Here is a 24755-nt window from a genome sequence, read left to right on the forward strand (position 1 = left end):
AGCGGTGGTTTAGTGTCTGGATGCAGACGAAATACAATTAGGAGAGAAAAGTGATCGACCAGAAAATCATCGTAGCACTTGATTATGACAAAAAAGCGGATGCACTAGCGTTTGTTGATAAGATTGACCCAAGTTCGTGCCGTTTGAAAGTTGGCAAAGAGATGTTTACTCTGTTTGGTCCTGAATTTGTTCGTGAGCTCCATAAGAGAGGCTTCTCAGTATTTTTGGACCTTAAGTTTCACGACATCCCAAATACTTGCTCAAAAGCGGTACGAGCGGCTGCTGAATTAGGTGTATGGATGGTAAATGTCCACGCAAGTGGTGGTGAGCGCATGATGAGTGCTTCTCGTGAAATCCTTGAGCCTTACGGTAAAGATCGCCCACTGTTGATTGGTGTAACTGTACTGACAAGTATGGAACAATCCGACCTTGCAGGAATCGGTTTGGATATCACTCCTCAGGAACAAGTTGTTCGTTTGGCGAGTCTGACTAAAAACTCGGGTTTAGATGGTGTAGTGTGCTCTGCGCAAGAATCATCGATGTTGAAGTCAGAACTAGGGAAAGATTTCAAACTGGTTACTCCAGGTATTCGTCCCGCAGGTGCTGCTATTGGTGACCAAAAGAGAATAATGACTCCTGCTGAGGCTATTGAAGCAGGGTCTGATTACCTAGTTATTGGCAGACCGATAACTCAAGCACTTGACCCAGCGAATGTTCTTGCAGACATTAATCAATCTTTGGTTTAAAGCAAAACTTGATTGGAAACTAAAGACCGTGTTTAGTTCAATGTTAGGCTTTTCTAGTCGTTTATATTGAATTCGGAAAGCCCGCCAATATGGCGGGCTTTTTGTCTACATCCTATTAGGAATACCGCTATGAAACTTGAACTCTTTATCTGGGGTTGTAATTAATTCGGCTTCAACCTTGCCAAAAAATACCACTCTCTCTGTTATATCTTTTCCAGCAATCTGCTCCGCTAATGACAAGTAGTCTTGGTAGTGACGAGCTTCTGAGCGCAGTAGAGACACATAAAACTTGCTAATGTCGTCTTCCATATGTGGAGCCAATTTAGCAAAACGCTCGCATGAACGAGCTTCGATATAGGCACCTATTATCAGCTTATCGATCAACGTTTCCGGCTCATGAGTCTTCATATGCGAAAGTAGCCCTTTAGCATAGCGACTAGCAGATTCATTTCGATAAGTGATCCCACGATTGTCCATAATCTCAAGAACTTGATAGAAGTGATGGAGCTCTTCTTTTATCAGCAACACCATTTTATCAATGAGATCTTGGCTGTATGGGGAGTCTCCTTTTGCTTTGATTGCTTTTGAGATACTACTTTTACCCTTGAGAGTTTCAATGGTCCCTATTTTGCGATAGGCAAAGTCCTCATACGGTTTAAACCAGTCTAGTAGAGTATGAGCACTGTCTTTGTCTACAGCATATTTCCGAATCAAATACATCGCTGATTGACCGGCTTTCAGTTCACACATTAAGTGATCAAGTAAAACGGTTGGTAGATTCTTCGGTTTTTTAGCTTCATCTATCCACTCTTTAGGTGTCTCGCACTGGAGAAAGGATTGGATAGGAACAAGGAGCTTTTGGATATTTTCTTCTTCAATCATAACATTGCATCAATATAAAAAAGGTCGCATAAAGCGACCTTTGATTTCAATAAGTCTATGGCTAGTTTACCACTTTTTCTTTTCACCGAAGAGGGCATCCATATCATCGTTACGTTCTTTCTCGTCTCGATCTTTAGCATGTTCCGCTTCTTTGTCTTGTCTTTTCTGATCCATATCATCCAGCATGGCTTGCAGTTTTTCTTTAGCCTTGTTGGAATATGAATCATTTTTAGACGCCAGTGCATCTAAGCCTTTTTTCAAAAGCTGCTTCGCCGTACCAGCTTGTCCTCTCAATACCGAATCATTAGCACGTTTAATAACGTTTTCGATGTTTATGCGAACTTGGATTTGTTCTAAGCGAGAATTTTCCGCCACATAAGCTTGAGTCTCAAAGCGACCTTTATTGTGCTCACTTCGAATTGTCTCGCGCAATCGTTTAACAAGCTTCAGCATTATAATGGCTTGCTTATCACTGCTCGGTACTTTGAACGAAGCCGTTTCGCCACCTTGGTAGTTTTCTTTTAATTGTTGGATTTGAGATTGCATGTTGGCAACACGAGACTTCAACTGCTTGTTTTTAGGATCTAATTCAAACATAGATTCTAGTGCATCAAGAATTCGCGTGTTCAAACACACCAAAAGATCCTTACTGTAGGGTAGGTGATGAGCGTTCCCAATAAGATCCTCTGTTGCATCAATAACTGCTAGATGCCGTGTGGACTCTTGTTTTTTTGCAGTCTCTACTTTCATGCGGTACTGAAGCATAATGTTGTAACCAATTACGAGAACCAACAAAATAGCAACAAGCGCGATTATTAAACCAATATTCATAAACTTAAGTCTGCGTTCCGTACAAAAAGCTAACCCCCGAGGATACACGATATCGTGTTGTTTCTATACCCGAGATAACAACAAACTTCATTATTATCCTTACTTAGAGGAAAATTAATGAAAAAATCAAATTTGCCCCAATTTATGCGGGGTCTATAGCAAAACATACTTAATACTATAGTTGATAGTCAAACTCAGCACATAAGTATCTGCGTTTTTGCTGTCTTTTTTTAGCTTAAGGCGTTATAACTAATACTTATATACCTAAGCAACTTAGGTGTTCGCTGAATCTAGCATCTTAAGGTGGTTTGGGTATATACCCAAGTGACTTCAACATTAAAATTATGTGAGGTTATTTGTGTATATAAATTTAGAGTAACGGAATACGGGGTAACGATGAAATTACAGCAACTGAAGTACATTGTTGAAGTTGTTAATCACAACTTGAACGTCTCAGCGACGGCAGAAAGCTTGTTCACCTCGCAGCCAGGTATTAGTAAGCAAGTTCGTTTGCTAGAAGATGAACTCGGGATACAAATATTTGAGCGCAGCGGTAAGCATCTCACACAGGTTACCGACGCTGGTGAAGATATAGTACGTATTTCAAGTGAAATATTGGCAAGGGTAGAAAGTATTAAAGCCGTTGCGGGAGAGCATACCCACCCAGAAATGGGAACACTGAATATTTCTACTACTCATACTCAAGCACGTTACGCTTTACCTGATGTTATTAAAGGCTTTACGGCTCGTTATCCGAAAGTTTCACTTCACATGCATCAAGGAACACCTTCTCAAATGTCGGAAGCTGTTGCTAAAGGAACCGCAAATTTTGCAATTGCAACTGAGGCTCTGCATTTGTATCAAGATGCCATTATGCTACCGTGCTATCACTGGAATCGTTCAATCGTAGTCACGAAAGATCATCCGTTGGCTAAAAAAGAGCATGTCACCATCGAAGACTTGTCGACATACTCTTTGGTTACCTATGTATTTGGCTTTACAGGACGCTCTGAACTGGATACGGCGTTCAACAATGCAGGTCTCACACCTCGCATTGTGTTTACTGCTACAGACGCTGACGTTATTAAAACTTATGTTCGCATGGGGATTGGTGTTGGTGTCATCGCTTCTATGGCTGTCGACAAAGCACTAGATTCAGATTTGGTCGCTATTGATGCGAGCCATATTTTTGGTGCAAGTACCACCAGCATTGGTTTCCGTAGAGGAACGTTCTTACGCTCATACATGTATGACTTCATGGAGCGATTTGCCCCTCATTTGACTCGCCCAGTTGTCGAGCAAGCTATTTCATTAAAAAGTAATGTAGAAATTGAAGAGATGTTTAAAGACATCGAACTACCCGTTAGGTAAACCACTTTAACTCTCTTATGATTCCCCTTACAATCGCCCGATTCTAGGGGGAATCATGAATAAAACTTTCCAAAAGATCAGTTCATTATTGGCTTTGCACGATAATGAATGGCGATTTCAGCCATTTCACATGAGTGATTGCGCAGATTTTCCGTGGGATCTAAATTACCCCAACCTCACCCCTTGGTTAAGAGGTCTTTCCGAAGCAGAAATCATTAGCCTCAAAGCTAATACCCCCCAATTGGTAAAGGAAATATCAAGATTTATTCCTGATGTAGCTTACTTACACGAGCTTTCTTACTTAAATAGACTGACACCCTCTGAATTAACAAAGCGATCTAGGGGCTCCGAAGCCGGTATACCCGGGAGAAAGCTAAATCAGATACGTTTAATGAGTGATGCTTGCCTAAAAGGAAATGCTGGAGGGGAATGGCTTGAATGGTGTTCTGGTAAAGGTTTTTTAGGACAACTACTTGCATCAAACTCCACAATGCCAGTCACAAGTTTTGAATGGCAGGAAGCCTTGTGTAATAGCGGACAAGCCCTAGCGGACAAAAAAGGATTAGCTATGCGCTTTGTTCAAGGAGATGCCCTCACCAAGAGTGCATCTCTGATTATGAAGCCTAATCAGCACGCTGTCGCTCTACACGCTTGTGGAGATTTGCACGTTAACCTTATCAAGCGAGGGTGTGAAGTAGGTATAAGCGAGTTTTCTATCTCTCCCTGCTGCTATCACCTTATTCAGTCGGACTGTTATCTGCCTCTTTCATCGGAAGGTATTGAGAATGATATGAAGTTGACCAAAGCCGAATTAAGAATACCTCTGCAAGCGACAGTAACTGGGGGAGAGCGGGTTCACCGTCATAGATTTGAAGAAATGAGTTATAGGCTCGGATTGGACTCATTTCTAAAAGAGCAGAAGGGGCACCTTAACTATACGGCTATCCCTAGTATTAAGAAGTCGATGTTATCGGGTGGATTTGAAGCGTTTTGCTTATGGGCTGACAAGGAAAGAAATCTCGAACTGGGGTCAATAGACTTTGAGTATTGGAATCGACGTGGTGAAGAGCGATTTTGGCAGATGGAGAGATTAAGCCTAATTCAGCAAGTTTTCCAAAGACCACTAGAGCTTTGGCTCATTTTAGATCGGGCTTTATATCTTGAAGAAAATGGATATTCGGTTAGCGTGAATGAGTTTTGCCCTGAAGAAGATACACCAAGAAACATACTCATACAGGCAAAAAAAAGACCCGCGTAAGCGAGTCTTTTCCATCATCATTCAGTTAAGAATAACTAATAACATATCGTTCTTAGTTGAACATAGCGATAGCTTGCTTCGCTTCAACGTATTCTAAGTCGAAGCTTTCAGCTACTTCTTTGCAGGTTACTTTTCCGTGAATTACATTTAGTCCTTCAAGTAGCCCTTCGTCTGCAAGGAGTGCTTTCTCGTATCCATTGTTTGCGAGCTTAATAATGTAAGGTAATGTTGCATTATTTAGCGCAAAAGTAGACGTTCGTGCTACGGCTCCTGGCATATTTGCTACACAGTAGTGTACAACTTCGTCAACGATGTAAGTTGGTTCAGCATGTGTTGTAGCCTTTGATGTTTCAAAACAACCGCCTTGATCGATTGCGACATCCACTACAGCTGCCCCTGGCTTCATGCGTTTGATGTGTTCTTTCGTGATTAGCTTTGGTGCTGCCGCACCAGGTATTAGTACTGCACCAATCACTAGGTCAGCTTCAAGTACATGTTTTTCAAGCGCATCTTCAGTAGAGTAAACGACTTTCGCACGGCCTTGGAACTCTTCGTCTAGCGCACGTAGAGTGTCAATGCTGCGGTCTAAAATGGTGACGTCTGCACGTAAACCCACCGCCATACGAGCCGCATTTGAACCTACTACGCCACCGCCAACGACAACAACTTTTGCTGGTTCAACACCTGGAACACCACCTAAAAGTAGGCCGCGACCACCGTGTGATTTCTCAAGAGTTTGAGCGCCAGCTTGAATCGACATACGACCTGCAACTTCAGACATTGGTGCTAAAAGTGGCAGACGACCCATATTATCTGTTACAGTCTCATATGCTATGCAGACAGCTTTGCTCTTGATAAGCTCTTCAGTTTGTGGAAAATCTGGTGCTAGGTGTAAATATGTGAACAATATTTGCCCCTCACGCAGCATAGCGCGCTCGACGGCTTGAGGTTCTTTAACCTTAACAATCATGTCTGCTTTCGCGAAAACGTCAGCAGCAGTAGGAAGAATGGATGCACCTACGGCAATATAGTCTTGATCGGAAAAACCGATACCACTACCGGCATTAGTTTCGACAACGACTTGGTGACCGTGAGAGACAAGTTCTCTCACACTGGATGGAATCATGCCCACTCTGTATTCGTGGTTTTTGATTTCCTTCGGTACGCCAATAATCATCCTGACTCCTCAATATTTTTGGTTGTATTATCTATGTGTAGGGTAATTCCGTCGAATTAATATCTAGTATAGAGTTGTATTTGAAAAATTTGATACTGAATATTAAAAAGTTGTAGTATATTTTTTTGCAAGGAAGTAATAAGGTGGGATAAAAAATGGTGGATAACTATAAGAAGCCGTCCAAGGAATTAGATCGTATTGATAGAAACATTCTTAACGAACTTCAGAAAGATGGTCGTATTTCGAATGTAGAGTTATCTAAGAGAGTGGGATTATCTCCAACGCCATGTCTAGAACGTGTGCGTCGATTGGAGAGACAAGGATACATTACTGGATACACAGCTTTGCTGAATCCTCAGTATCTAGATGCGTCGCTATTGGTATTTGTTGAGATTACGTTAAATCGAGGCGCACCAGATGTGTTCGAACAATTTAATCATGCAGTACAAAAGCTGGATGACATTCAAGAATGTCATTTAGTGTCTGGCGATTTTGACTATCTTCTAAAAACCCGTGTATCAGATATGAGTGCCTACCGTAAGCTGTTGGGTGACACGCTTCTGCGTTTACCTGGCGTTAACGATACCCGCACATATGTGGTTATGGAAGAAGTTAAACAGACCAACCAGTTGGTTATTAAAACTCGATAAGTACAAGACGTAATTTCTGTTGTGTAGTGGCGAATTCGATTGAGATCTGGATTCAACTTCAGGAATTACGTTAGTTAATTGTCCTTATTTTGTTCGGGAAACTACCCGTTTATTGGGTTTGCGAACCGAACAGAGATTGGGTTTTATTGCTTGATGTGGTTAAATCATCTAACAAACCGAGCGGCTATTGCCGCTCGGTGCGTTTTTGAAATCAATAAGCATAAAGTTGGTATATGTTCAGAGAGAACAAAGAAAAGGTTGAAACCATTATAAAGTCCCAAGAAGAGACTTCATCTCCTCGATTAAATGGGCTACAACGACTTCGCGATTGCTGCTTCATATTAGGTTGTCTTACAGCGATTCTAATCTCTATTGCTTTACTTTCCTTTGATCCTGCCGATCCTTCATGGTCTCAAACTGCATGGGGAGGCGAGGTGAAAAACCTAGGTGGGCAATTTGGCGCTTGGGTAGCAGACAGTCTTTTCTTTGTTTTTGGCTCTATAGCTTATCCTCTACCTATTGCTATCTCCGTGATGACTTGGGTGTTCTTTCGAAAAAGGGCAGAAGATGAACCCATCGATTTTATGTTGTGGGGAACTCGCCTCTTAGGGCTAACCGTCGTCATAATTACGAGTTGTGGCCTTGCCGATATCAATTTTGATGACATCTGGTATTTCTCATCAGGTGGCGTGATTGGTGACGTGATCACTAATCTGGCGTTACCCGCATTTAACTTGCTCGGAACAACACTTGTTCTGCTGTTTTTATGGGGAGCAGGCTTCACCCTTCTTACGGGCATTTCTTGGTTATCTATTGTTGAATGGTTAGGCAATTCGTTTATTTCATTCTGCGCATGGGTCATAAATTTGGTTCGCGGTTCTAAAGAAGAACACATTAAACCTACATTGCAGGATCCAGAGCTTAAAGATTCTGACCAGCAAGAACCCATATCGCCTTCGTTGGTTATGGAAAGCCCATACCAAGAGCCTGCTGACGACATTGAACCGAATTTCTCCCAGTTGGATGATGACGATGGTCATGCCGAGTCAAGATTCAACATTCACCTCCCTCAAGCGGTACACAGAGATGATTCTGATCATATTCCCATCAGCGAGCAAATGGCTGAAGCGAATGAATTCGACAGTGGTGTGCTTGAGCAAAATGAAGAACGGGCACTTTCACCTAATGCAACCATCGAAGAGCTGACCTATCAAGCAGAGCAAGCGAACGATTATGCTGAAGGAGCAGATGCTGTTGCGGTGAGTGATATTCAGCCGAGTGAAAACTCTCAGGAAGTTGAAGATGTGCAGCAAGACATGCATGACTCTATTAATTTCGATGATGTGGATATAGAAGAGAGTACGCCAACAATTTCTGAATTTGATACCGAATCTAACCTTATTGAAGAAGAAAGAGCTTCTGAGGTAGAAGTAGAAGCTCCATCTGATTTTAATGAGGAAGCCATTGAGCCAGCATCAGACTCTTTAGCAGAGGTTGAAGAAGTTGTGGAAGGCGACGCAGATGTTGCGGCATTCCAGTCATTGGTGGCGGACGCGCAGCAAAATGTTGCCGCGAGTCAAAATCCGTTCCTCGTACAAAAGGACCAAACATTACCCAAGCCCACTTCTCCTATGCCAACTCTTGAGTTGTTGTATCACCCGGAGAAGCGCGAGAATCACATAGATAGAGCAGCTCTAGAAGATATTGCTCGTTTGGTTGAATCAAAATTAGCTGATTACAAGATTACCGCGAAAGTGGTTGATATCTTCCCCGGTCCGGTTATTACTCGTTTCGAGTTAGATTTGGCACCTGGGGTAAAAGTAAGCCGCATATCTGGTCTGTCTATGGACTTAGCGCGCTCTCTATCTGCTATGGCAGTACGTGTGGTTGAAGTCATTCCGGGCAAACCTTATGTTGGATTAGAGTTACCCAATATGAGCCGTCAGACGGTCTTCTTGTCAGACGTGATCAACAGTCCTCAATTTGAAAATGCCACTTCACCAACTACGGTGGTACTTGGTCAAGATATTGCTGGTGAGGCTGTTGTTGCGGACTTGGCGAAAATGCCACATGTCCTTGTCGCTGGTACGACGGGTTCAGGAAAGTCAGTCGGCGTGAATGTCATGATCTTAAGCATGCTCTATAAGTCGAAGCCGGAAGATGTTCGATTTATTATGATCGACCCGAAAATGTTGGAGCTTTCGATTTACGAGGGTATCCCGCATCTTCTTTCGGAAGTGGTAACCGACATGAAAGATGCGTCGAACGCGCTGCGTTGGTGTGTTGGTGAAATGGAACGTCGATACAAGCTCATGTCCGCTCTGGGTGTTAGAAACATAAAAGGATTCAATGAAAAATTAAAAATGGCAGCAGACGCTGGGCACCCAATCCATGACCCACTGTGGCAAGCGGGTGATAGTATGGACGAATTGCCACCTCTATTAGAGAAACTGCCGTACATTGTTGTCATTGTCGATGAATTTGCCGATCTTATGATGGTCGTCGGTAAAAAAGTGGAAGAGTTGATAGCCCGACTGGCGCAAAAAGCACGAGCTGCTGGTGTGCATTTGATTTTAGCAACGCAGCGTCCATCGGTTGATGTGATCACCGGTTTAATCAAAGCGAACATACCTACACGTGTTGCCTTTACGGTATCAACGAAAACGGATTCAAGAACCATTCTTGATCAAGGTGGTGCCGAATCACTACTTGGGATGGGTGACATGCTTTATCTTCCTCCGGGATCTAGCCATACGATTCGTGTTCACGGAGCATTTGCCTCGGACGATGATGTTCATGCCGTTGTTAATGATTGGAAAGCTCGTGGTAAGCCAGAGTACATTGATGAAATCACTAACGGTGAGCAGACAGCAGATACTTTGTTGCCCGGTGAGGCTATGGAAGCTGACGAAGATGTCGATCCATTGTTTGACCAAGTGGTAGAACACGTTGTTGAAAGCCGACGTGGCTCTGTTTCCGGTGTACAGCGTCGATTCAAGATCGGGTATAACCGCGCAGCCAGAATTGTGGAACAACTTGAAGCTCAAGGTATTGTTAGTGCCCCAGGTCACAATGGTAATCGCGAGGTTCTTGCACCGCCACCAATTAAAGACTAGGTCAACAGGTCCTAATGAAACAGAGACAAAAAAACGTTGTCCAATTCGTTATCGGTATTAGTTTAAAGAGATTTTAAATGAAAAAATGGCTTATTCTGTTCACGTTTAGTGTATCTGCCACCACAGTGGCATTACCTAAATCTGAATTAAGTGAACGATTGAGTAAAACAGACGGGTTCAGTGCGGCGTTTTCGCAAACGGTGACAGCGCCTGACGGCGAAGTGATTCAGCAAGCAAATGGCACTGCGGACATTGCACGTCCAAGCATGTTTCGTTGGTCGACAATAGAACCAGATGAGACAGAGCTTGTTTCTGACGGTGATGTGGTTTGGTATTACGAACCTTTCTTGGAGCAGGTGAGTATTTATAACCAAGAGCAAGCCACGGGACAAACACCCTTTGTTCTGCTCACACGAAATAGACAAAGTGACTGGGATAATTACCGAGTTGCTCAAAAAGATAACCGGTTCACCCTTGAGCCTGTCTCTGAAAATTCCACACAAGGGCAATTCATCATTGATGTGACCGCCAAAGGTAAAATAGAAGGTTTTTCGGTTGTCGAGCAAGATGGCCAAACAAGCCAATTTACATTTAATTCAATCAGTATGAAGACGCCAGAAAAAGAAAGATTTACTTTCACACCACCCAAAGGTGTTGAAGTCTATGATGAGCGTGGCAACTAATGAGTAACTATTCGCTCGACTTTTCTGGTGATGAGGACTTTCGTCCTTTAGCCGCACGCATGCGCCCAGAAACCGTCGAGCAATATATTGGTCAGCAACATATTCTGGGCGAAGGTAAGCCTCTACGTCGTGCTTTAGAAGCTGGGCATTTGCACTCCATGATCCTATGGGGGCCACCGGGCACTGGAAAAACGACATTAGCTGAAGTCGCGGCAAATTATGCTAATGCGGAAGTTGAGCGGGTTTCTGCGGTGACCTCTGGTGTCAAAGACATCCGTATTGCCATTGAAAAAGCACGTGACAACAAAGTCGCAGGCAGGAAAACCATCTTGTTCGTGGACGAGGTACACCGCTTCAATAAAAGTCAGCAAGATGCTTTTTTACCCCATATTGAAGATGGCACCGTGACTTTCATTGGTGCGACAACCGAAAATCCTTCCTTTGAGCTGAACAATGCACTTCTTTCAAGAGCGCGAGTTTATAAGCTATCGTCTTTAAAAGAAGGGGATATTCTCGATGTTCTTAACCAAGCACTGTCTGATGAAGACAGAGGGTTAGGTAAAGAATCAGCAGAATTTGAAGAGGGTGTGTTAGACCGTTTATCTGAATTGGTTAACGGTGATGCCCGAATGTCGCTTAATTATCTCGAGTTGTTGTTCGATATGGCAACAGAGAAAGATGACAAGAAGCAAATCACATTAGCGTTACTTGCAGAAGTCGCAGGGGAAAAGGTCGCCCGTTTCGATAACAAAGGCGATATTTGGTACGATTTAATCTCCGCACTCCATAAATCCATTCGAGGTTCTGACCCAGATGCTGCGTTGTATTGGGCAGCAAGGATGATCAGTGCGGGTTGCGATCCACTGTATGTTGCGCGTCGGTTGCTTGCTATTGCATCTGAAGATATTGGTAATGCTGATCCTAGGGCGATGCAGGTTGCGCTATCTGCTTGGGATTGTTTCTCTAGAGTTGGTCCCGCAGAAGGTGAGCGAGCCATTGCTCAAGCGGTGGTGTATTTAGCCTGTGCACCCAAAAGTAACGCAGTATATAACGCTTGGAAACAAGCATTGAGAGATGCACAAAATCACCCAGAATACGAAGTTCCCCCACACCTACGCAATGCGCCGACCAGCCTAATGAAAGATCTCGGTTACGGAGAAGAGTACCGTTATGCTCATAATGAGCCAGGTGCTTATGCTGCAGGTGAGCAATATTTCCCCCCTGAAATGGCAGAGACTCGTTACTATTTTCCGACAAATCGCGGCTTAGAGACCAAAATCGGCGAAAAGTTAGATTATCTCTCCTCTTTGGACGCAAAAAGCCCACAAAAGCGCTATGAAAAGTAGCGCTTTTTGGATATCTTTAGCGAGATAATTTTCTCAGTAGCAGGACAGCCTGCTACGTCTTCAAAACAAACCAAAAGGCATAGGATTAGCAATGCTGGATTCTAAATTACTTCGAACTGAGCTGGATGAAACAGCTGCAAAATTAGCACGTCGCGGCTTCAAGCTGGACGTAGAGACAATCCGTCAACTTGAAGAGCAACGTAAGTCCATTCAAGTAGAAGTTGAAAATTTACAATCCTCACGCAATTCCATCTCCAAACAAATCGGTCAGAAAATGGCTGCTGGTGATAAAGAAGGTGCCGAAGAGATTAAAAAGCAGATCGGTAACCTTGGTAGTGAGTTGGATGCTAAGAAAGTTGAGCTGGCTGACGTTCAATCTAAACTTGAAGACATCACGCTTTCGGTACCTAACTTGCCAGATGATTCTGTGCCTGATGGAAAAGATGAAAGCGACAACGTAGAAATTTCTCGCTGGGGCGAACCAAAAACTTACGATTTTGAAGTAAAAGATCACGTTGACCTTGGTGAGTTAAGTGGTGGTCTTGATTTCGCAAGTGCGACCAAAATCACTGGTGCACGTTTTATTGTGATGAAGGGGCAGTTTGCTCGCCTTCACCGTGCTATTGCGCAATTCATGCTTGATCTTCATACCGATGAGCATGGTTACTCTGAAATGTATGTCCCATACCTTGTGAATGCCGACAGCCTATATGGTACAGGTCAGCTTCCTAAATTTGGTGAAGATCTGTTTCATACAGAACCATTAACCGAAAAAGTAAACGATGAAGAGCCTCGCAAATTGTCTCTTATCCCTACGGCAGAAGTTCCTGTAACAAACATGGTTCGCGATACCATTACAGACGAAGCAGACTTGCCAATTAAGATGACGGCGCACACACCGTGTTTCCGTTCAGAAGCAGGTTCTTATGGTAGAGATACTCGTGGTCTCATTCGTATGCACCAATTTGATAAAGTTGAGTTGGTTCAAATCACTAAGCCAGAAGATTCAATGGCAGCGTTAGAAGAGCTGACAGGGCACGCAGAAAAAGTACTTCAGCTGCTTGAGCTTCCATATCGTAAAGTGATTCTATGTACAGGCGACATGGGCTTTGGTGCTCGTAAAACTTATGATTTAGAAGTGTGGGTTCCGGCTCAAGAAACCTATCGTGAGATTTCGTCTTGTTCGAATACGGCAGATTTCCAAGCGCGTCGCATGCAAGCTCGCTTCCGTCGTAAAGGCGAGAAAAAACCGGAACTTGTGCATACATTGAATGGTTCAGGTTTGGCAGTCGGTCGTACAATGGTTGCTATCCTAGAAAACAACCAAGAGTCAGATGGTCGTATTGCTATCCCTACTGTACTTCAGAAGTACATGAACGGTGCGACTCACATCGGTTAATTCCTACGCTAATCAATTGATTAGCCGGTCAACACCTGAGTATGAAATTGAAAAAGCTGACTTCTGTCAGCTTTTTTTGTACTTGCTACTTAGATTCGCACTTTTTATTTAAATTCGAGCTTTCAAATCATTTGAAGCAGCTATCTAGATCGAGCGCGCTTGAAATGGCGCCTATCAGTTTTTCTAAATGCTCTGGTTCACTAATGTACGGAGGCATTAGGTAGATTCTATTCATAAAAGGGCGGATCCAAACACCGTGATCAACAAAATGCTTCTGAATCGACTCCATATCAACATTTTCGTGAGTTTCAACGACGCCTATGGCTCCCACCCATCGGACACTTTTGACTCGTGCATGATGCTCTAAATTTGGTAGTTTTTCGGAAAACTGAGCTTCAATTGTCGAAACTTGTTGTGACCACCTTCCTTCTTCTAATAGCCCTAAGCTGGCATCGGCGACAGCACAAGCGAGTGGATTCGCCATAAAGGTTGGGCCATGCATAAAGCAACCCGCTTCACCACCGCACACTGTATCTGCGACGTGTTTAGAGGTTAGCGTTGCAGATAACGTCATATATCCACCCGTTATGGCCTTGCCTACGCATAGAATATCGGGGAGAACATTTGCGTGCTCGCAGGCAAACATCTTCCCAGTCCGCCCAAACCCCGTCGCGATTTCATCTAGAATCAAGAGCACATCATATTGGTCGCAAAGATTACGTACCTCCGATAGAAACTGCGGGTGATAAATATTCATTCCTCCCGCGCCTTGTACTATCGGCTCGAGGATAACTGCCGCAATATCTTTGTGATGAGTTTTTAATTGCAGTTCAAAGTCACTGATATCTGTGGCGTCCCAAGGTTCAGAAAAGCCTGTCTTCGGACTGTCGGCGAACAAGTGTTCTGGCAAGAACCCTTTATACAAGCTGTGCATGGAATTATCTGGGTCGGTGACAGACATAGCAGCAAATGTGTCGCCATGGTAACCATTTCTGAGGGTGAGGAACTTAGGGCGATTTTGACCTTTGGCGTGCCAATATTGCAGTGCCATTTTTAGGCTAACTTCAACAGCGACTGATCCTGAATCCGCTAGAAACACATGCTCCATATTACTGGGTGCTAGATTCAATAGCTTTTTACAAAGGTTAATCGCTGGATCATGCGTAATGCCACCGAACATCACATGAGACATCTTGTCAATTTGAGATTTTGCGGCGTCATTTAATACTGGATGATTGTACCCATGAATCGTCGACCACCAAGACGACATGCCATCTATTAGCTTATTCCCACCCTCTAATTCGAGGTGTACACCGCACGCTCCTACTATGGGGTAGCAGGTCAGAGGTGTCAGTGTTGATGTGTAGGGATGCCAGATGTGCTCTCGGTCGAAGGCTAAATCCATAGCAAATACTCTCCGCTTGAGTGATTATTTTTTAATCAATTGTAAACCCTGTAAGGGTTTGGAATGTTGACAGTCTATCGGTTGTCAGTACACTAGCCAAGTAGCAATTAACAATAATCAAAATTAAGGATACGCACGTGGAAGTTCGTCATAACTGGACTCATGCCGAAGTCAGAGCCTTTATGGATAAACCTTTTATGGACCTACTGTTTGACGCACAGATCGTTCATAGGCATTACCAACAGCACAATCATGTCCAAGTAAGCACATTACTTTCCATAAAAACGGGTGCGTGTCCTGAAGACTGTAAATACTGCCCTCAGAGTGCTCGATACACGACGGACGTTGAAAAAGAGCGCTTGATGGAAGTAGAGCGTGTATTGGATGCGGCTAAAAAAGCAAAAAACGCGGGCTCCACTCGCTTCTGTATGGGAGCTGCATGGAAGAACCCGAAATCTCGCGACATGCCGCATCTGACTGAAATGATTAAAGGCGTGAAAGGCATGGGGCTCGAAACCTGCATGACGCTAGGTATGTTGACCCCCGATCAGGCAGACGAATTGGCAACCGCGGGGCTGGATTACTACAATCACAATCTTGATACCTCTCCAGAATTTTACGGCAGTATTATTACCACTCGTACGTACCAAGACCGCTTAGATACACTTTCACACGTCCGCGATGCAGGTATGAAAATCTGCTCTGGCGGTATCATCGGCATGGGAGAAAGCGTCAACGATCGAGCAGGTCTTCTCGTTGAATTAGCGAACTTACCGGTCCACCCTGAAAGTGTGCCAATTAATATGCTGGTTAAAGTGAAAGGAACACCGTTAGAAAGTGTGGACGATGTTGACCCGTTTGACTTCATTCGCTTGATTGCGATTGCTCGTATTATGATGCCAATGTCTGCTGTTCGTTTATCTGCTGGTCGTGAGAATATGAATGAACAAATGCAAGCACTTTGCTTTATGGCTGGTGCGAATTCTGTCTTTTACGGTTGTAAGCTTCTTACGACACCAAACCCTTCTGAAGATAAAGACATGCTGCTATTCAAAAAGTTGGGTATTAATAGCCAAGCCGTTAGTCAAAAGCCGGATGAAATCGAAGAGAATGAATTATTAGACAGGGTTGTTGAGCGTGTTGCTGCACGTCCTGCTAAAGACGATTTATTCTATGATGCAAGCGTTTAGACAAAGAATCCAGCACCAACTGAAGCATAGAGAGGAGAACGGTTTAACTCGTCGCCTCTCGGCTTTATCGGGTGGTAACAGTGCTCATTTCAAGCTTGGCGACCAAGCTTATATCAATTTTTCCAGCAACGACTATCTAGGTTTAGCCACAGACAAATCAATGGTTAAAGCGTGGCAAAGTGGTTTGGAAAAATACGGTGCGGGTAGCGCGGCGTCACCTCTTGTGACTGGATACTCTCTTGCACATCGTTGTTTGGAAGAATCATTGTGTCGTTGGCTGAATTTTGACAGAGCTATATTGTTCAGCTCCGGATTCAGTGCCAACCAAGCCGTTTTGTATTCTTTGCTTGAGAAAGGTGATTGGCTGTTTCAAGACAAGCTGAATCATGCTTCGTTAATAGAGGCGGGGATGCACAGCCCTGCGATGATGAAGCGTTTCAAACACAATGATGCCGATAACCTCAAAGGCTTACTCGCCAATAAAGAGAATGCGCTTATCGTGACGGAAGGCGTATTCAGTATGGATGGTGATAAATCACCACTTACTCTCCTTAGTCAGATTGCCACCGCTTCAAATAACCTATTTATGGTGGATGATGCACACGGCATTGGAGTTTTGGGTACTGAAGGGCAAGGTAGCTGTAATGCTGCTGGGGTTCACCCCGATATTTTGGTGGTGACTTTCGGAAAAGGGGCAGGGCTATCTGGCGCAGCTGTTTTGTGTGATCACGAATTAGGTGATTATCTAACCCAGTTTGCACGGCATCATGTTTACTCCACAGCAATGCCGCCATCTCAAGCGCATGCATTAACTCATTCTATAGATATGATGCGAGAGCAGCAGTGGCGCAGAGACAAATTAACTGAATTGTCCGGTATATATGATGAAGTGCTTTCTGAGGTTCCTGGGTTCATTCACACAGAAACACCGATAAAACCTTTTATTTGTGGTGATTCTGATTCGGCTCTTGAATGCGCAAGTTCTCTCAGAGAGCAAGGTTATTGGTTAACCGCAATTCGTCCACCCACTGTACCTAATGGGCAAGCAAGGCTTCGAATTACGTTAACAGCGAATCACAGTAAGAAAGATGTGATAGAAATGGCAAGCAAAGTTAAACAGGTAGTAGCGAGTCGTACATGATAGAGCAAGCAGTATTCATCTCTCATTCTCAAGCCGACAAAAAGGCGATTTCCGAATCGTTTAGTCGTGCTGCCAGTACATACGACCAACATGCTGAGTTTCAGCGTCAGGTTGGTCAACATATTTTAGAAAGAATGCCCTCAGATCTTACTGGAACAAAGGTTCTCGACTTAGGTTGCGGGACTGGGTATTTTGCAAAACTTCTCGCATTGCGAGGGGCTAAAGTTATTGCTGCAGATCTGTCTGACGCTATGTTACGAGCGACCGCATCACGTTGTGAACAACTGGATGTAATGTGTGAACTTGTGGATGCCGATGCTCTTCCGTTTTCAGACGCCAGCTTTGATTTCGTATTTTCAAGCTTAGCGCTTCAATGGTGCGAGGACTTGTCTTTACCACTTCGAGAAATCCGTCGCGTATTAAACCGCGGTGGGCGAGCATACTTTTCTACCTTGCTAGATGGTTCTTTACTTGAGTTGAAAAACGCTTGGTCTAAAGTTGATGCATATCAACATGTCAATGAATTTCTGACGAGTAAACAGGTAAAACTTGCGTTAGCGCAAGCAGGGTGCAGTACTCATAAAATAGACTCATTTCCTATCACTTTGAGGTACCGCTCCGCTCTGGAGCTGATGAAAGACCTAAAGGGGATAGGCGCGAGCCATGTAGACGGTCGTGCTGTAGGGCTAGTCACTAAGTCCAAGCTTATTCGTGTGGATAAAGCTTACCGACAATTACATGCCCCTCAAGGTTTAATACCTGCAACTTATCAAGTTTGTTTAGGAGAAATTTCAGCATGCTGAATGCATTTTTTATCGCCGGTACGGACACCGAAGTGGGGAAGACTGTTGCTTCTAAAGCCATTCTTCAAGCGTTAAATGAGAAAGGACTATCGACTATTGGATACAAGCCTATCGCTTCTGGTTGTGAAATTACCGAGCATGGGAAAAGAAACTCAGACGCATTGCACCTCCAGGAAGCGAGTAGCGTAAGCGTTGATTATGATGACGTGAATCCTTTCGCAATGTATATACCAGCTTCACCACACATTGCGGCTAAACACGATAACATGGAGATTGACTATCGTGTGCTAAGCCAGAAACTACACCAGCATAAAGAAAACGCTGAGGTTGTTCTGGTAGAGGGGGCTGGCGGTTGGCGCGTACCGGTATCGGATTCTGATTGTTTGTCTACTTGGGTGCAGCAAGAAAAGTTACCTGTTGTTTTAGTTGTTGGTATTAAGCTCGGTTGTTTGAGTCATGCCATGCTTACTGCCGAAGTGATAAAACATGATGGTTTAGAGTTGGTGGGCTGGGTTGCCAATCGTATTAATCCAGGAACTGAGCATTATGCTGAAATCATTAAAATGCTAGAAGATAAGCTACCAGCACCAAAGCTCGGAGAAATTCCTTATGTTCCCGGACCTAAGCGAAGAGATATAGGCAAATACATTAACGTATCGCCCTTAATTGAATGAAAAAAAACGGCTGCGAATTTCGCAGCCGTTTCTTTAATAATACATTACTACTTTTCAGCAGATAGACCCATCAATGCTTGCTGAGTATCAGTGATCTGCCGTTGAAGCTGAGTATCAGATTTTAAACCTAATTGCTCTCTTGCTTCATCTTCAGTCAAGCCTAAGTGGCAGCAAAGCATATCAATAGCCATCTGAAAATTTCCGTTGTCATTCATGTTTCCATTCTCCGTGGATATTATGTATTTGAGGACCGCTTTTCCGACCCCAACACTCTAGAACTTGTGATGACTGACAGCAATAAGACTATGGTCTAATACTTTTTAAGAGATCGGAACAGTGAGCTTTAAAGCCTTGATGTTTCAGAAGATGGTCATCTATTTACATATGAACCCTTTTAGACATCAAATGTTGCAATTTTGCTCTTAACCTTGTTTTTAAAATTTAAGACTATATGTATATGTTACATTCTTAGGTGTAATGGTTCGTTGGGTTAGCTCTCAATCATTAGCCATAACGCCTTAGAGTATGACTAACCGAAGAGTTAGAAAAAGTTAAGCTTCCTATTGGAGAAAACAAATGAAGCGAGTGATGTTGTTCTTGGCAACCAATTTAGCCGTAATTTTGGTGCTGAGTATTGTATTGAACATTGTTTATGCTGTAACTGGAATCGCACCTGGTAGCCTGTCTGGTCTGCTTGTAATGGCAGCCATATTTGGTTTTGGTGGTTCCTTTATTTCGCTGTTGATGTCTAAAAAAGTTGCTCTACGTTCAGTAGGCGGTCAAGTCATCGAGAGTCCACGTAACGAAACCGAGCATTGGTTGCTGGAAACGGTTCAACGTCAATCACAACAAGCGGGTATTGGTATGCCGCAAGTTGCGATTTATGATTCCGCAGACATCAATGCATTTGCAACAGGCGCAAAGCGGAACGACTCGCTTGTCGCTGTTTCAACCGGGCTTCTTCATAGTATGACGCGTGATGAAGCTGAAGCGGTGTTAGCGCACGAAGTAAGCCATATTGCGAATGGTGATATGGTAACCATGACGCTAATGCAAGGTGTTGTGAATACGTTTGTCATCTTCTTATCCCGTTTTATTGCCAATATTGTGGCTTCGAATGATGACGAGGAAGGAGAGGGCGGTTCGAACACTATTACGTATTTTGTCGTGTCTATGGTGTTGGACTTGGTGTTTGGCTTTTTGGCAAGCTTTATCACAATGTGGTACAGCCGTCGTCGAGAGTTCTATGCGGATGCGGGGGCAGCGCAACTTGTCGGCAAACATAAGATGATAGCGGCATTGGAGCGGTTAAAAGTCAGCCATGAATCAAAGTTAGAAGGCTCAATGATGGCTTTTGGTATCAATGGTAAAAGCTCAATCTCACAGCTTATGATGAGCCATCCACCGTTAGATAAGCGTATCGATGCGTTACGCCAAAGCTAGGGTTAAATGTTCTAGAACCTATTGAATATATGACGAAAAGGTCCAGTTTTTACTGGGCCTTTTTTGTTTGTGATCCATTTTCATTTTCTCATCGTAAACAAACCTGAATACAAAAAAGTTATACAAAAATATATTTGTACAACTTTTACAGCTATATTAAACATGTACAAAAAAATATCTTGTACAATGCAATGGGTGTCATTAGCGAGGTAAAGATGGATATTGGTCAAGTGGCGGATTTTTACCGTTCATTAAGTAAGCATAATTTGGAATCGGTTAGAGACCTATACCATCCAAATGTCGTATTTGAGGACCCTGCTCATCGCTTAGAGGGTAACGAGGCTCTTTATGATTATTTCGAAAACCTCTTTGCAAATGTTGATCAATGCGAATTTCAGATCCACAACCACTATCAGGCGGGTGAAACGGGATTTATCGTTTGGACAATGCTGCTGAGACACCCAAAGCTAAACCGTTCAAACCCAGTTGAGGTAGACGGGGTTAGTCAGATTGCTTTTGAAGATAACAAAGTTGTGTACCACCGAGATTATTTCGACTTGGGCTCGATGCTTTACGAACAGATTCCTGTATTGGGTGCGGTTGTTAAGAAAATAAAAGCGGGGCTAGGGCAATGAGTCAGCAGGTAGTGTTGATCACTGGGGCGACATCTGGGATAGGGCATCAGCTTGCCAAAGATTATGCGTTGAGCGGTTTTAAAGTCTGGGCTTGTGGTCGAAATCATGAAAGTCTCGCTAGTCTGGAAGCTTTTTCTAACAATATCCAAACGCTTCAATTTGATGTTACTGATCTTGAACAGGCAAAAGCGGCGTTGTCAGATCTTACTCCCAAACCCTCTATTTGGATAATGAATGCCGGCAGCTGTGAGTATATTGATGATGGAGAAATAGACGCCGAGCTGTTCCGAAGAGTATTAAACGTCAATGTAATGGGGGTTGTTAACTGCATTGAAGCGTCTCAATCTCAAATCATTCAAGATGACCATTTAGTTATCGTGGGCTCCATTGCGAGCGAGGTAGCACTGCCAAGAGCAGAAGCCTACGGAGCATCTAAAGCAGCAATTAATTATTTGGCAAGAAGTCTCGCGCTACCGATGAAACAAAATGGCGTTGACGTTTCTATGGTATTTCCAGGATTTGTTGAAACGCCTTTAACGGACAAAAACGATTTTCCAATGCCGATGAAAGTCAGTGTTGAAAAAGCGTCAAAGCGTATTCGTGCAGGTATTCACTTGCGTAAAGAAAATATTTATTTTCCACGTCGATTCACGATGTTTTTGAGATTAATAGGGGCTTTGCCGTACTCATGGCAGCGCTTGTTCATCTCCAAATGGGTTACTACGGCTTAAGGTTGAAGGACAAATCATGAAAATAGCAATAATAGGATCAGGTATTTCTGGATTAACATGCGGTTACTACCTTCACCAAGAGCATGACATTACGGTTTTTGAAGCAAATGACTATATCGGTGGGCACACTGCTACTGTAGACGTAAGCATAGAAAACCAATCCTATTCAGTTGATACTGGCTTTATCGTTTATAACGACAGGACTTATCCTAATTTTATCGAAATGATGAACGAAATTGGGGTCACTGGCACACCGACTCAAATGAGTTTTAGCGTGAGCAACCAGAGTAATGGTTTGGAGTACAACGGGCATACCTTATCGACGTTGTTTGCCCAAAAACGAAACTTCCTGAACCCGAGATTTTATCGGTTTATCTATGAAATATTGCGTTTCAATAAACTCGCTAAAGAAGCGGCTATTCAACCCCATAATGGGGAACTGACACTAGGCGACTTCCTTCAACAGCATCGATTTAGCGATTATTTCTCTGACAATTACATTCTCCCTATGGGGGCTGCAATTTGGTCATCCACTTTGGCGGATATGCGTGGCTTCCCTTTACCATTCTTCCTCAACTTCTTTCTGAATCATGGATTACTCGATATCGTAGATCGCCCTCAGTGGTATGTGATTGATGGCGGATCTAAGGCGTATATCGATCCCTTGACCAAAGGATTCAAAGAAAAGATACGCTTGAATTGCCCAGTAAATTCAGTCGAACGAAACCATGACGGCGTTCTTATTCAATCTTCTTTTGGAACTGAGCACTTTGATGCTGTCATTTTTGCTTGTCATAGCGATCAAGCCCTAAGAATGCTTCAAGACCCGAGTGAGATGGAACATAACCTGCTTTCTAAAATGGAATATCAGGCAAACGAGGTTACGCTGCACACAGATACAACACTGTTACCGAAAAGCGAAGCGGCATGGGCTTCTTGGAATTATTTGCTTTCAGGTCAAAAAGGCGAACAAGAGGCACTTCCCTCATTAACTTATAATATGAATATCTTGCAGCACATAAAAAGTAACAAGACATTCTGCGTTTCGCTAAATTCAAACGATAAGATCGACGCAGATAAAATTCTCAGAACATTTACCTATCATCACCCTGTTTTTACCCAAGATTCCCATGTTGCTCAAAAGCAAAAATCCAGTATTGATGGTTTCAATTCTACTTGGTACTGCGGGGCATATTGGTACAACGGGTTCCACGAAGATGGGGTTCGAAGCGCGCTAGATGTTGTTGAAGGTATTAGGTTGCTGAACTCGGCCTCAGAGAAGGAGGTTGCATGATTTTCTCTAGTTGTATGCTAGATGGTGAAGTGACTCATAGGCGATTTTCTCCAATAAAACATAGCCTGAGATATCCGCTTTTTATGCCGTGCTTAGATCTAGATGAGATCGATGTTCTAAAAGAAAAACTTATTGGTTTTGGAGACAAGGCGTGGCATTGGGCTCGATTTCGAAGAGAAGACTACGTAGGGACTGGAGATCTAAAGCTGGCAGTTCAGAACAAAGTGTTTGAACTTACAGGTGTTAGGCTGAAGGGTAAGGTAAAAGCGGTTTGTCACTTGCGTTACTTCGGTTTGTATTTTAGTCCAGTAAACTTTTACTACTTGTATGACGAGGCAGGAAATTGGAAATATTTGCTCGCGGAGGTGAGTAATACACCATGGAATGAATGCCACTATTATGCAATTGATTCTAACGCTGGTAGTGAAAGGGAAAATTGGCGTCATGACAAAGAATTCCATGTATCTCCTTTCAATCCAATTGAACAAGAATATGTATGGTCACTCAAACCTCTAGATAAAAAGTTAATGATACATCTGGAGTGCCATCAAGAAGAAAAAGTGTTTGATGCTTCTATGGCAATGAATGCAATACCTCTGAACAGAATGACTCTGATTAGATACCTACTGAAAACCCCCGTTATGGCATTAAAAATCGTCATTGGTATTTATTGGCATGCCCTTAAATTGTGGGTTAAAGGTGCAAAATTTTATTCTCATCCAAATAACAAAAAGAAGGAGACACCCTCATGCTAAATAGCCGTTCATATGCATCCGAAGGTGTACTTAGTGTTCGTCAGCAAGCTTATCGCACATTGATTTTTAGAATGCTTTCTCAATTGATGACTGGTCACATAACAATTACTGAAAGCTTTGGCGAGCGGGTGGAGTTTGGTGACGGATTGTCTGACTTACACGCTGTTATTGAAATTCATGAACCTAAGTTTTATGAGAGGCTTCTAAAAGGTGGCAGCATCGCAGGAGCCGAAGCGTATATGGATGGTTGGTGGGACAGCCCGAATTTGACAACTGTTACACGCATCATGGCTGAGAACCTCGACACCTTAGATGCTGTTGATAGCAAAGTGAGTTGGATTCAAAAGCTAACCTTACAATTTTCGCATTGGCTGAATCGCAACTCCTTGTCGCAGTCAAAAGAGAATATAGAAGCGCACTATGACTTAGGGAACGATCTTTATAAGCTGTTTCTTGATGAAAACATGCTGTACTCCTCTGGTGTTTACAAAACGAAGGATGATTCGTTAGCCGTGGCACAAATCAATAAGATGGATAGGCTTTGCAAGCAGCTTAAGTTAAATGAAAATGACCACGTGTTAGAGATCGGTACTGGTTGGGGCGGGATGGCGATATATATGGCTTCTCAATATGGTTGCCGTGTTACAACTACGACAATTTCTGAAGAGCAATATCAATATGCTAAAACGTCAATCGCTGAAGCAGGGCTAAACGACCAAATAACGCTTCTCAAGCGAGACTATCGTTTACTTGAAGGCGAGTTTGATAAGGTTGTCTCTATAGAGATGATAGAGGCGGTAGGTAAACAGTACCTATCTTCTTATATAGATAAGTGTTATTCGCTATTAAAGCCGGATGGGTTACTCGCGATTCAAGCCATCACTATTGCGGATCAAAGATTTGATAAATACAGTAAAGAAGTCGACTTCATTCAAAAATATATCTTCCCTGGCGGATTCTTGCCGTCGGTTACACATCTTATGGATCAAATGACGAATAACAGTCAATTTGTGATCAGAGACTTATATGACATAGGGCAAGATTATGCCCGCACTCTGTCTGACTGGCATTACGCATTTAATCAATCCTATTCAAAAGTTATTCAGCTGGGTTATGACGAACGATTTGTACGTATGTGGCGCTATTACATGAGCTATTGTGAAGGTGGATTTCTTGCCAATACCATCAGTACTGTTCACTTAACTTTTCACAAAGTTCGATAAGT

General features: G+C 43.2%; 23 protein-coding genes. 18 read left to right on the top strand and 5 right to left on the bottom strand.

Going from position 1 to position 24755, the window contains the following annotated elements:
- The first annotated feature begins 50 nt into the window (after positions 1 to 50).
- Positions 51 to 746: an orotidine-5'-phosphate decarboxylase gene (gene pyrF, locus CW749_RS10690; RefSeq protein ID WP_101112031.1), complete on the top strand. Its 696-nt coding sequence runs from the start codon at positions 51 to 53 to the stop codon at positions 744 to 746.
- A gap of 105 nt (positions 747 to 851) precedes the next feature.
- Here the strand turns inward: pyrF and CW749_RS10695 are convergent, their stop codons facing one another.
- Together CW749_RS10695 and CW749_RS10700 are read right to left on the bottom strand one after the other, a co-directional pair.
- Positions 852 to 1628, bottom strand: a complete 777-nt coding sequence (locus tag CW749_RS10695; protein ID WP_101112032.1) for a tRNA isopentenyl-2-thiomethyl-A-37 hydroxylase MiaE — start codon at positions 1626 to 1628, stop codon at positions 852 to 854.
- A gap of 66 nt (positions 1629 to 1694) precedes the next feature.
- Entirely contained in the window at positions 1695 to 2459 is a 765-nt protein-coding gene (locus CW749_RS10700; RefSeq protein ID WP_101112033.1) for a DNA repair protein, read from the bottom strand.
- A gap of 396 nt (positions 2460 to 2855) precedes the next feature.
- Here CW749_RS10700 and cysB point away from each other — a divergent pair, with 396 nt between their 5' ends.
- Together cysB and CW749_RS10710 are read left to right on the top strand one after the other, a co-directional pair.
- Positions 2856 to 3830: an HTH-type transcriptional regulator CysB gene (gene cysB, locus CW749_RS10705; RefSeq protein WP_101112034.1), complete on the top strand. Its 975-nt coding sequence runs from the start codon at positions 2856 to 2858 to the stop codon at positions 3828 to 3830.
- 55 nt (positions 3831 to 3885) lie between these two features.
- Positions 3886 to 5088: a methyltransferase gene (locus tag CW749_RS10710; RefSeq protein ID WP_101112035.1), complete on the top strand. Its 1203-nt coding sequence runs from the start codon at positions 3886 to 3888 to the stop codon at positions 5086 to 5088.
- 52 nt (positions 5089 to 5140) lie between these two features.
- On the opposite strand, the gene ald is transcribed toward CW749_RS10710, so the two are convergent.
- Positions 5141 to 6265 (bottom strand): alanine dehydrogenase, encoded by a 1125-nt coding sequence (gene ald / locus CW749_RS10715; RefSeq protein WP_101112036.1) that lies wholly within the window; start codon positions 6263 to 6265, stop codon positions 5141 to 5143.
- Between the two features lie 155 nt (positions 6266 to 6420).
- Here ald and lrp point away from each other — a divergent pair, with 155 nt between their 5' ends.
- From lrp to serS, 5 genes are all read left to right on the top strand, one after another.
- Positions 6421 to 6915: a leucine-responsive transcriptional regulator Lrp gene (lrp, locus tag CW749_RS10720; RefSeq protein ID WP_004406045.1), complete on the top strand. Its 495-nt coding sequence runs from the start codon at positions 6421 to 6423 to the stop codon at positions 6913 to 6915.
- A gap of 233 nt (positions 6916 to 7148) precedes the next feature.
- Positions 7149 to 10031, top strand: coding sequence for a DNA translocase FtsK 4TM domain-containing protein (locus tag CW749_RS10725; RefSeq protein ID WP_101112037.1), 2883 nt, complete (start codon positions 7149 to 7151; stop codon positions 10029 to 10031).
- A gap of 77 nt (positions 10032 to 10108) precedes the next feature.
- Positions 10109 to 10714 carry an outer membrane lipoprotein chaperone LolA gene (gene lolA / locus CW749_RS10730; protein WP_101112038.1) on the top strand — a complete coding sequence of 202 codons (606 nt, stop codon included), beginning with the start codon at positions 10109 to 10111 and terminating at the stop codon, positions 10712 to 10714.
- On the top strand, positions 10714 to 12060 hold the full coding sequence (locus CW749_RS10735) for a replication-associated recombination protein A (protein ID WP_101112039.1): 1347 nt from the start codon (positions 10714 to 10716) through the stop codon (positions 12058 to 12060). Before lolA ends, CW749_RS10735 begins: the two co-directional genes overlap by 1 nt.
- A 91-nt stretch (positions 12061 to 12151) precedes the next feature.
- On the top strand, positions 12152 to 13459 hold the full coding sequence (gene serS / locus CW749_RS10740) for a serine--tRNA ligase (protein ID WP_101112040.1): 1308 nt from the start codon (positions 12152 to 12154) through the stop codon (positions 13457 to 13459).
- A gap of 127 nt (positions 13460 to 13586) precedes the next feature.
- Here serS and bioA read toward each other — a convergent pair whose 3' ends face one another.
- Entirely contained in the window at positions 13587 to 14864 is a 1278-nt protein-coding gene (gene bioA / locus CW749_RS10745; protein ID WP_101112041.1) for an adenosylmethionine--8-amino-7-oxononanoate transaminase, read from the bottom strand.
- A gap of 137 nt (positions 14865 to 15001) precedes the next feature.
- On the opposite strand from bioA, the gene bioB reads away from it, so the two are divergent.
- Genes bioB through bioD form a run of 4 tightly spaced genes read left to right on the top strand, consistent with a single transcriptional unit; the run spans position 15002 to position 18672 of the window.
- Positions 15002 to 16054, top strand: a complete 1053-nt coding sequence (bioB, locus tag CW749_RS10750; RefSeq protein WP_101112042.1) for a biotin synthase BioB — start codon at positions 15002 to 15004, stop codon at positions 16052 to 16054.
- Complete coding sequence (bioF, locus tag CW749_RS10755; protein ID WP_180958382.1) at positions 16038 to 17195, top strand: 8-amino-7-oxononanoate synthase; 1158 nt, start codon at positions 16038 to 16040, stop codon at positions 17193 to 17195. The genes bioB and bioF overlap by 17 nt, the downstream gene beginning before the upstream one ends.
- Positions 17192 to 17998, top strand: a complete 807-nt coding sequence (gene bioC, locus CW749_RS10760) for a malonyl-ACP O-methyltransferase BioC (RefSeq protein ID WP_101112043.1) — start codon at positions 17192 to 17194, stop codon at positions 17996 to 17998. The genes bioF and bioC overlap by 4 nt, the downstream gene beginning before the upstream one ends.
- Positions 17992 to 18672 (top strand): dethiobiotin synthase, encoded by a 681-nt coding sequence (gene bioD / locus CW749_RS10765; protein WP_101112044.1) that lies wholly within the window; start codon positions 17992 to 17994, stop codon positions 18670 to 18672. Before bioC ends, bioD begins: the two co-directional genes overlap by 7 nt.
- 47 nt (positions 18673 to 18719) lie before the next feature.
- On the opposite strand, the gene CW749_RS28185 is transcribed toward bioD, so the two are convergent.
- Complete coding sequence (locus CW749_RS28185; protein ID WP_167404720.1) at positions 18720 to 18887, bottom strand: hypothetical protein; 168 nt, start codon at positions 18885 to 18887, stop codon at positions 18720 to 18722.
- Positions 18888 to 19248: 361 nt separating this feature from the next.
- Here CW749_RS28185 and htpX point away from each other — a divergent pair, with 361 nt between their 5' ends.
- The 6 genes from htpX (at position 19249) to CW749_RS10795 (ending at position 24753) form a co-directional block, all read left to right on the top strand.
- Positions 19249 to 20115 carry a protease HtpX gene (htpX, locus tag CW749_RS10770; RefSeq protein WP_101112045.1) on the top strand — a complete coding sequence of 289 codons (867 nt, stop codon included), beginning with the start codon at positions 19249 to 19251 and terminating at the stop codon, positions 20113 to 20115.
- 215 nt (positions 20116 to 20330) lie between these two features.
- On the top strand, positions 20331 to 20750 hold the full coding sequence (locus tag CW749_RS10775) for a nuclear transport factor 2 family protein (protein WP_101112046.1): 420 nt from the start codon (positions 20331 to 20333) through the stop codon (positions 20748 to 20750).
- Positions 20747 to 21481: an SDR family NAD(P)-dependent oxidoreductase gene (locus tag CW749_RS10780; protein ID WP_101112047.1), complete on the top strand. Its 735-nt coding sequence runs from the start codon at positions 20747 to 20749 to the stop codon at positions 21479 to 21481. Before CW749_RS10775 ends, CW749_RS10780 begins: the two co-directional genes overlap by 4 nt.
- A gap of 16 nt (positions 21482 to 21497) precedes the next feature.
- Positions 21498 to 22775, top strand: a complete 1278-nt coding sequence (locus tag CW749_RS10785; RefSeq protein ID WP_101112048.1) for an FAD-dependent oxidoreductase — start codon at positions 21498 to 21500, stop codon at positions 22773 to 22775.
- Positions 22772 to 23530, top strand: coding sequence for a DUF1365 family protein (locus tag CW749_RS10790; RefSeq protein WP_101112049.1), 759 nt, complete (start codon positions 22772 to 22774; stop codon positions 23528 to 23530). Before CW749_RS10785 ends, CW749_RS10790 begins: the two co-directional genes overlap by 4 nt.
- Complete coding sequence (locus tag CW749_RS10795) at positions 23524 to 24753, top strand: cyclopropane-fatty-acyl-phospholipid synthase family protein (protein ID WP_101112050.1); 1230 nt, start codon at positions 23524 to 23526, stop codon at positions 24751 to 24753. The genes CW749_RS10790 and CW749_RS10795 overlap by 7 nt, the downstream gene beginning before the upstream one ends.
- Positions 24754 to 24755 lie beyond the last annotated feature (2 nt).

Origin of the sequence: Vibrio sp. vnigr-6D03 (assembly GCF_002835515.1) — a bacterium.
GTDB classification, from domain to species: Bacteria; Pseudomonadota; Gammaproteobacteria; order Enterobacterales; family Vibrionaceae; genus Vibrio; species Vibrio penaeicida.

Excerpts from the sequence above, each read along its gene's own strand:
- CW749_RS10695 (WP_101112032.1), bottom strand. The coding sequence starts at position 1,628 with ATGATTGAAGAAGAAAATATCCAAAAGCTCCTTGTTCCTATCCAATCC.
- CW749_RS10700 (WP_101112033.1), bottom strand. The coding sequence starts at position 2,459 with ATGAATATTGGTTTAATAATCGCGCTTGTTGCTATTTTGTTGGTTCTC.
- cysB (WP_101112034.1), top strand. The coding sequence starts at position 2,856 with ATGAAATTACAGCAACTGAAGTACATTGTTGAAGTTGTTAATCACAAC.
- CW749_RS10710 (WP_101112035.1), top strand. The coding sequence starts at position 3,886 with ATGAATAAAACTTTCCAAAAGATCAGTTCATTATTGGCTTTGCACGAT.
- ald (WP_101112036.1), bottom strand. The coding sequence starts at position 6,265 with ATGATTATTGGCGTACCGAAGGAAATCAAAAACCACGAATACAGAGTG.
- lrp (WP_004406045.1), top strand. The coding sequence starts at position 6,421 with ATGGTGGATAACTATAAGAAGCCGTCCAAGGAATTAGATCGTATTGAT.
- CW749_RS10725 (WP_101112037.1), top strand. The coding sequence starts at position 7,149 with ATGTTCAGAGAGAACAAAGAAAAGGTTGAAACCATTATAAAGTCCCAA.
- lolA (WP_101112038.1), top strand. The coding sequence starts at position 10,109 with ATGAAAAAATGGCTTATTCTGTTCACGTTTAGTGTATCTGCCACCACA.
- CW749_RS10735 (WP_101112039.1), top strand. The coding sequence starts at position 10,714 with ATGAGTAACTATTCGCTCGACTTTTCTGGTGATGAGGACTTTCGTCCT.
- serS (WP_101112040.1), top strand. The coding sequence starts at position 12,152 with ATGCTGGATTCTAAATTACTTCGAACTGAGCTGGATGAAACAGCTGCA.
- bioA (WP_101112041.1), bottom strand. The coding sequence starts at position 14,864 with ATGGATTTAGCCTTCGACCGAGAGCACATCTGGCATCCCTACACATCA.
- bioF (WP_180958382.1), top strand. The coding sequence starts at position 16,038 with ATGATGCAAGCGTTTAGACAAAGAATCCAGCACCAACTGAAGCATAGA.
- bioC (WP_101112043.1), top strand. The coding sequence starts at position 17,192 with ATGATAGAGCAAGCAGTATTCATCTCTCATTCTCAAGCCGACAAAAAG.
- bioD (WP_101112044.1), top strand. The coding sequence starts at position 17,992 with ATGCTGAATGCATTTTTTATCGCCGGTACGGACACCGAAGTGGGGAAG.
- CW749_RS28185 (WP_167404720.1), bottom strand. The coding sequence starts at position 18,887 with ATGAATGACAACGGAAATTTTCAGATGGCTATTGATATGCTTTGCTGC.
- htpX (WP_101112045.1), top strand. The coding sequence starts at position 19,249 with ATGAAGCGAGTGATGTTGTTCTTGGCAACCAATTTAGCCGTAATTTTG.
- CW749_RS10775 (WP_101112046.1), top strand. The coding sequence starts at position 20,331 with ATGGATATTGGTCAAGTGGCGGATTTTTACCGTTCATTAAGTAAGCAT.
- CW749_RS10780 (WP_101112047.1), top strand. The coding sequence starts at position 20,747 with ATGAGTCAGCAGGTAGTGTTGATCACTGGGGCGACATCTGGGATAGGG.
- CW749_RS10785 (WP_101112048.1), top strand. The coding sequence starts at position 21,498 with ATGAAAATAGCAATAATAGGATCAGGTATTTCTGGATTAACATGCGGT.
- CW749_RS10790 (WP_101112049.1), top strand. The coding sequence starts at position 22,772 with ATGATTTTCTCTAGTTGTATGCTAGATGGTGAAGTGACTCATAGGCGA.
- CW749_RS10795 (WP_101112050.1), top strand. The coding sequence starts at position 23,524 with ATGCTAAATAGCCGTTCATATGCATCCGAAGGTGTACTTAGTGTTCGT.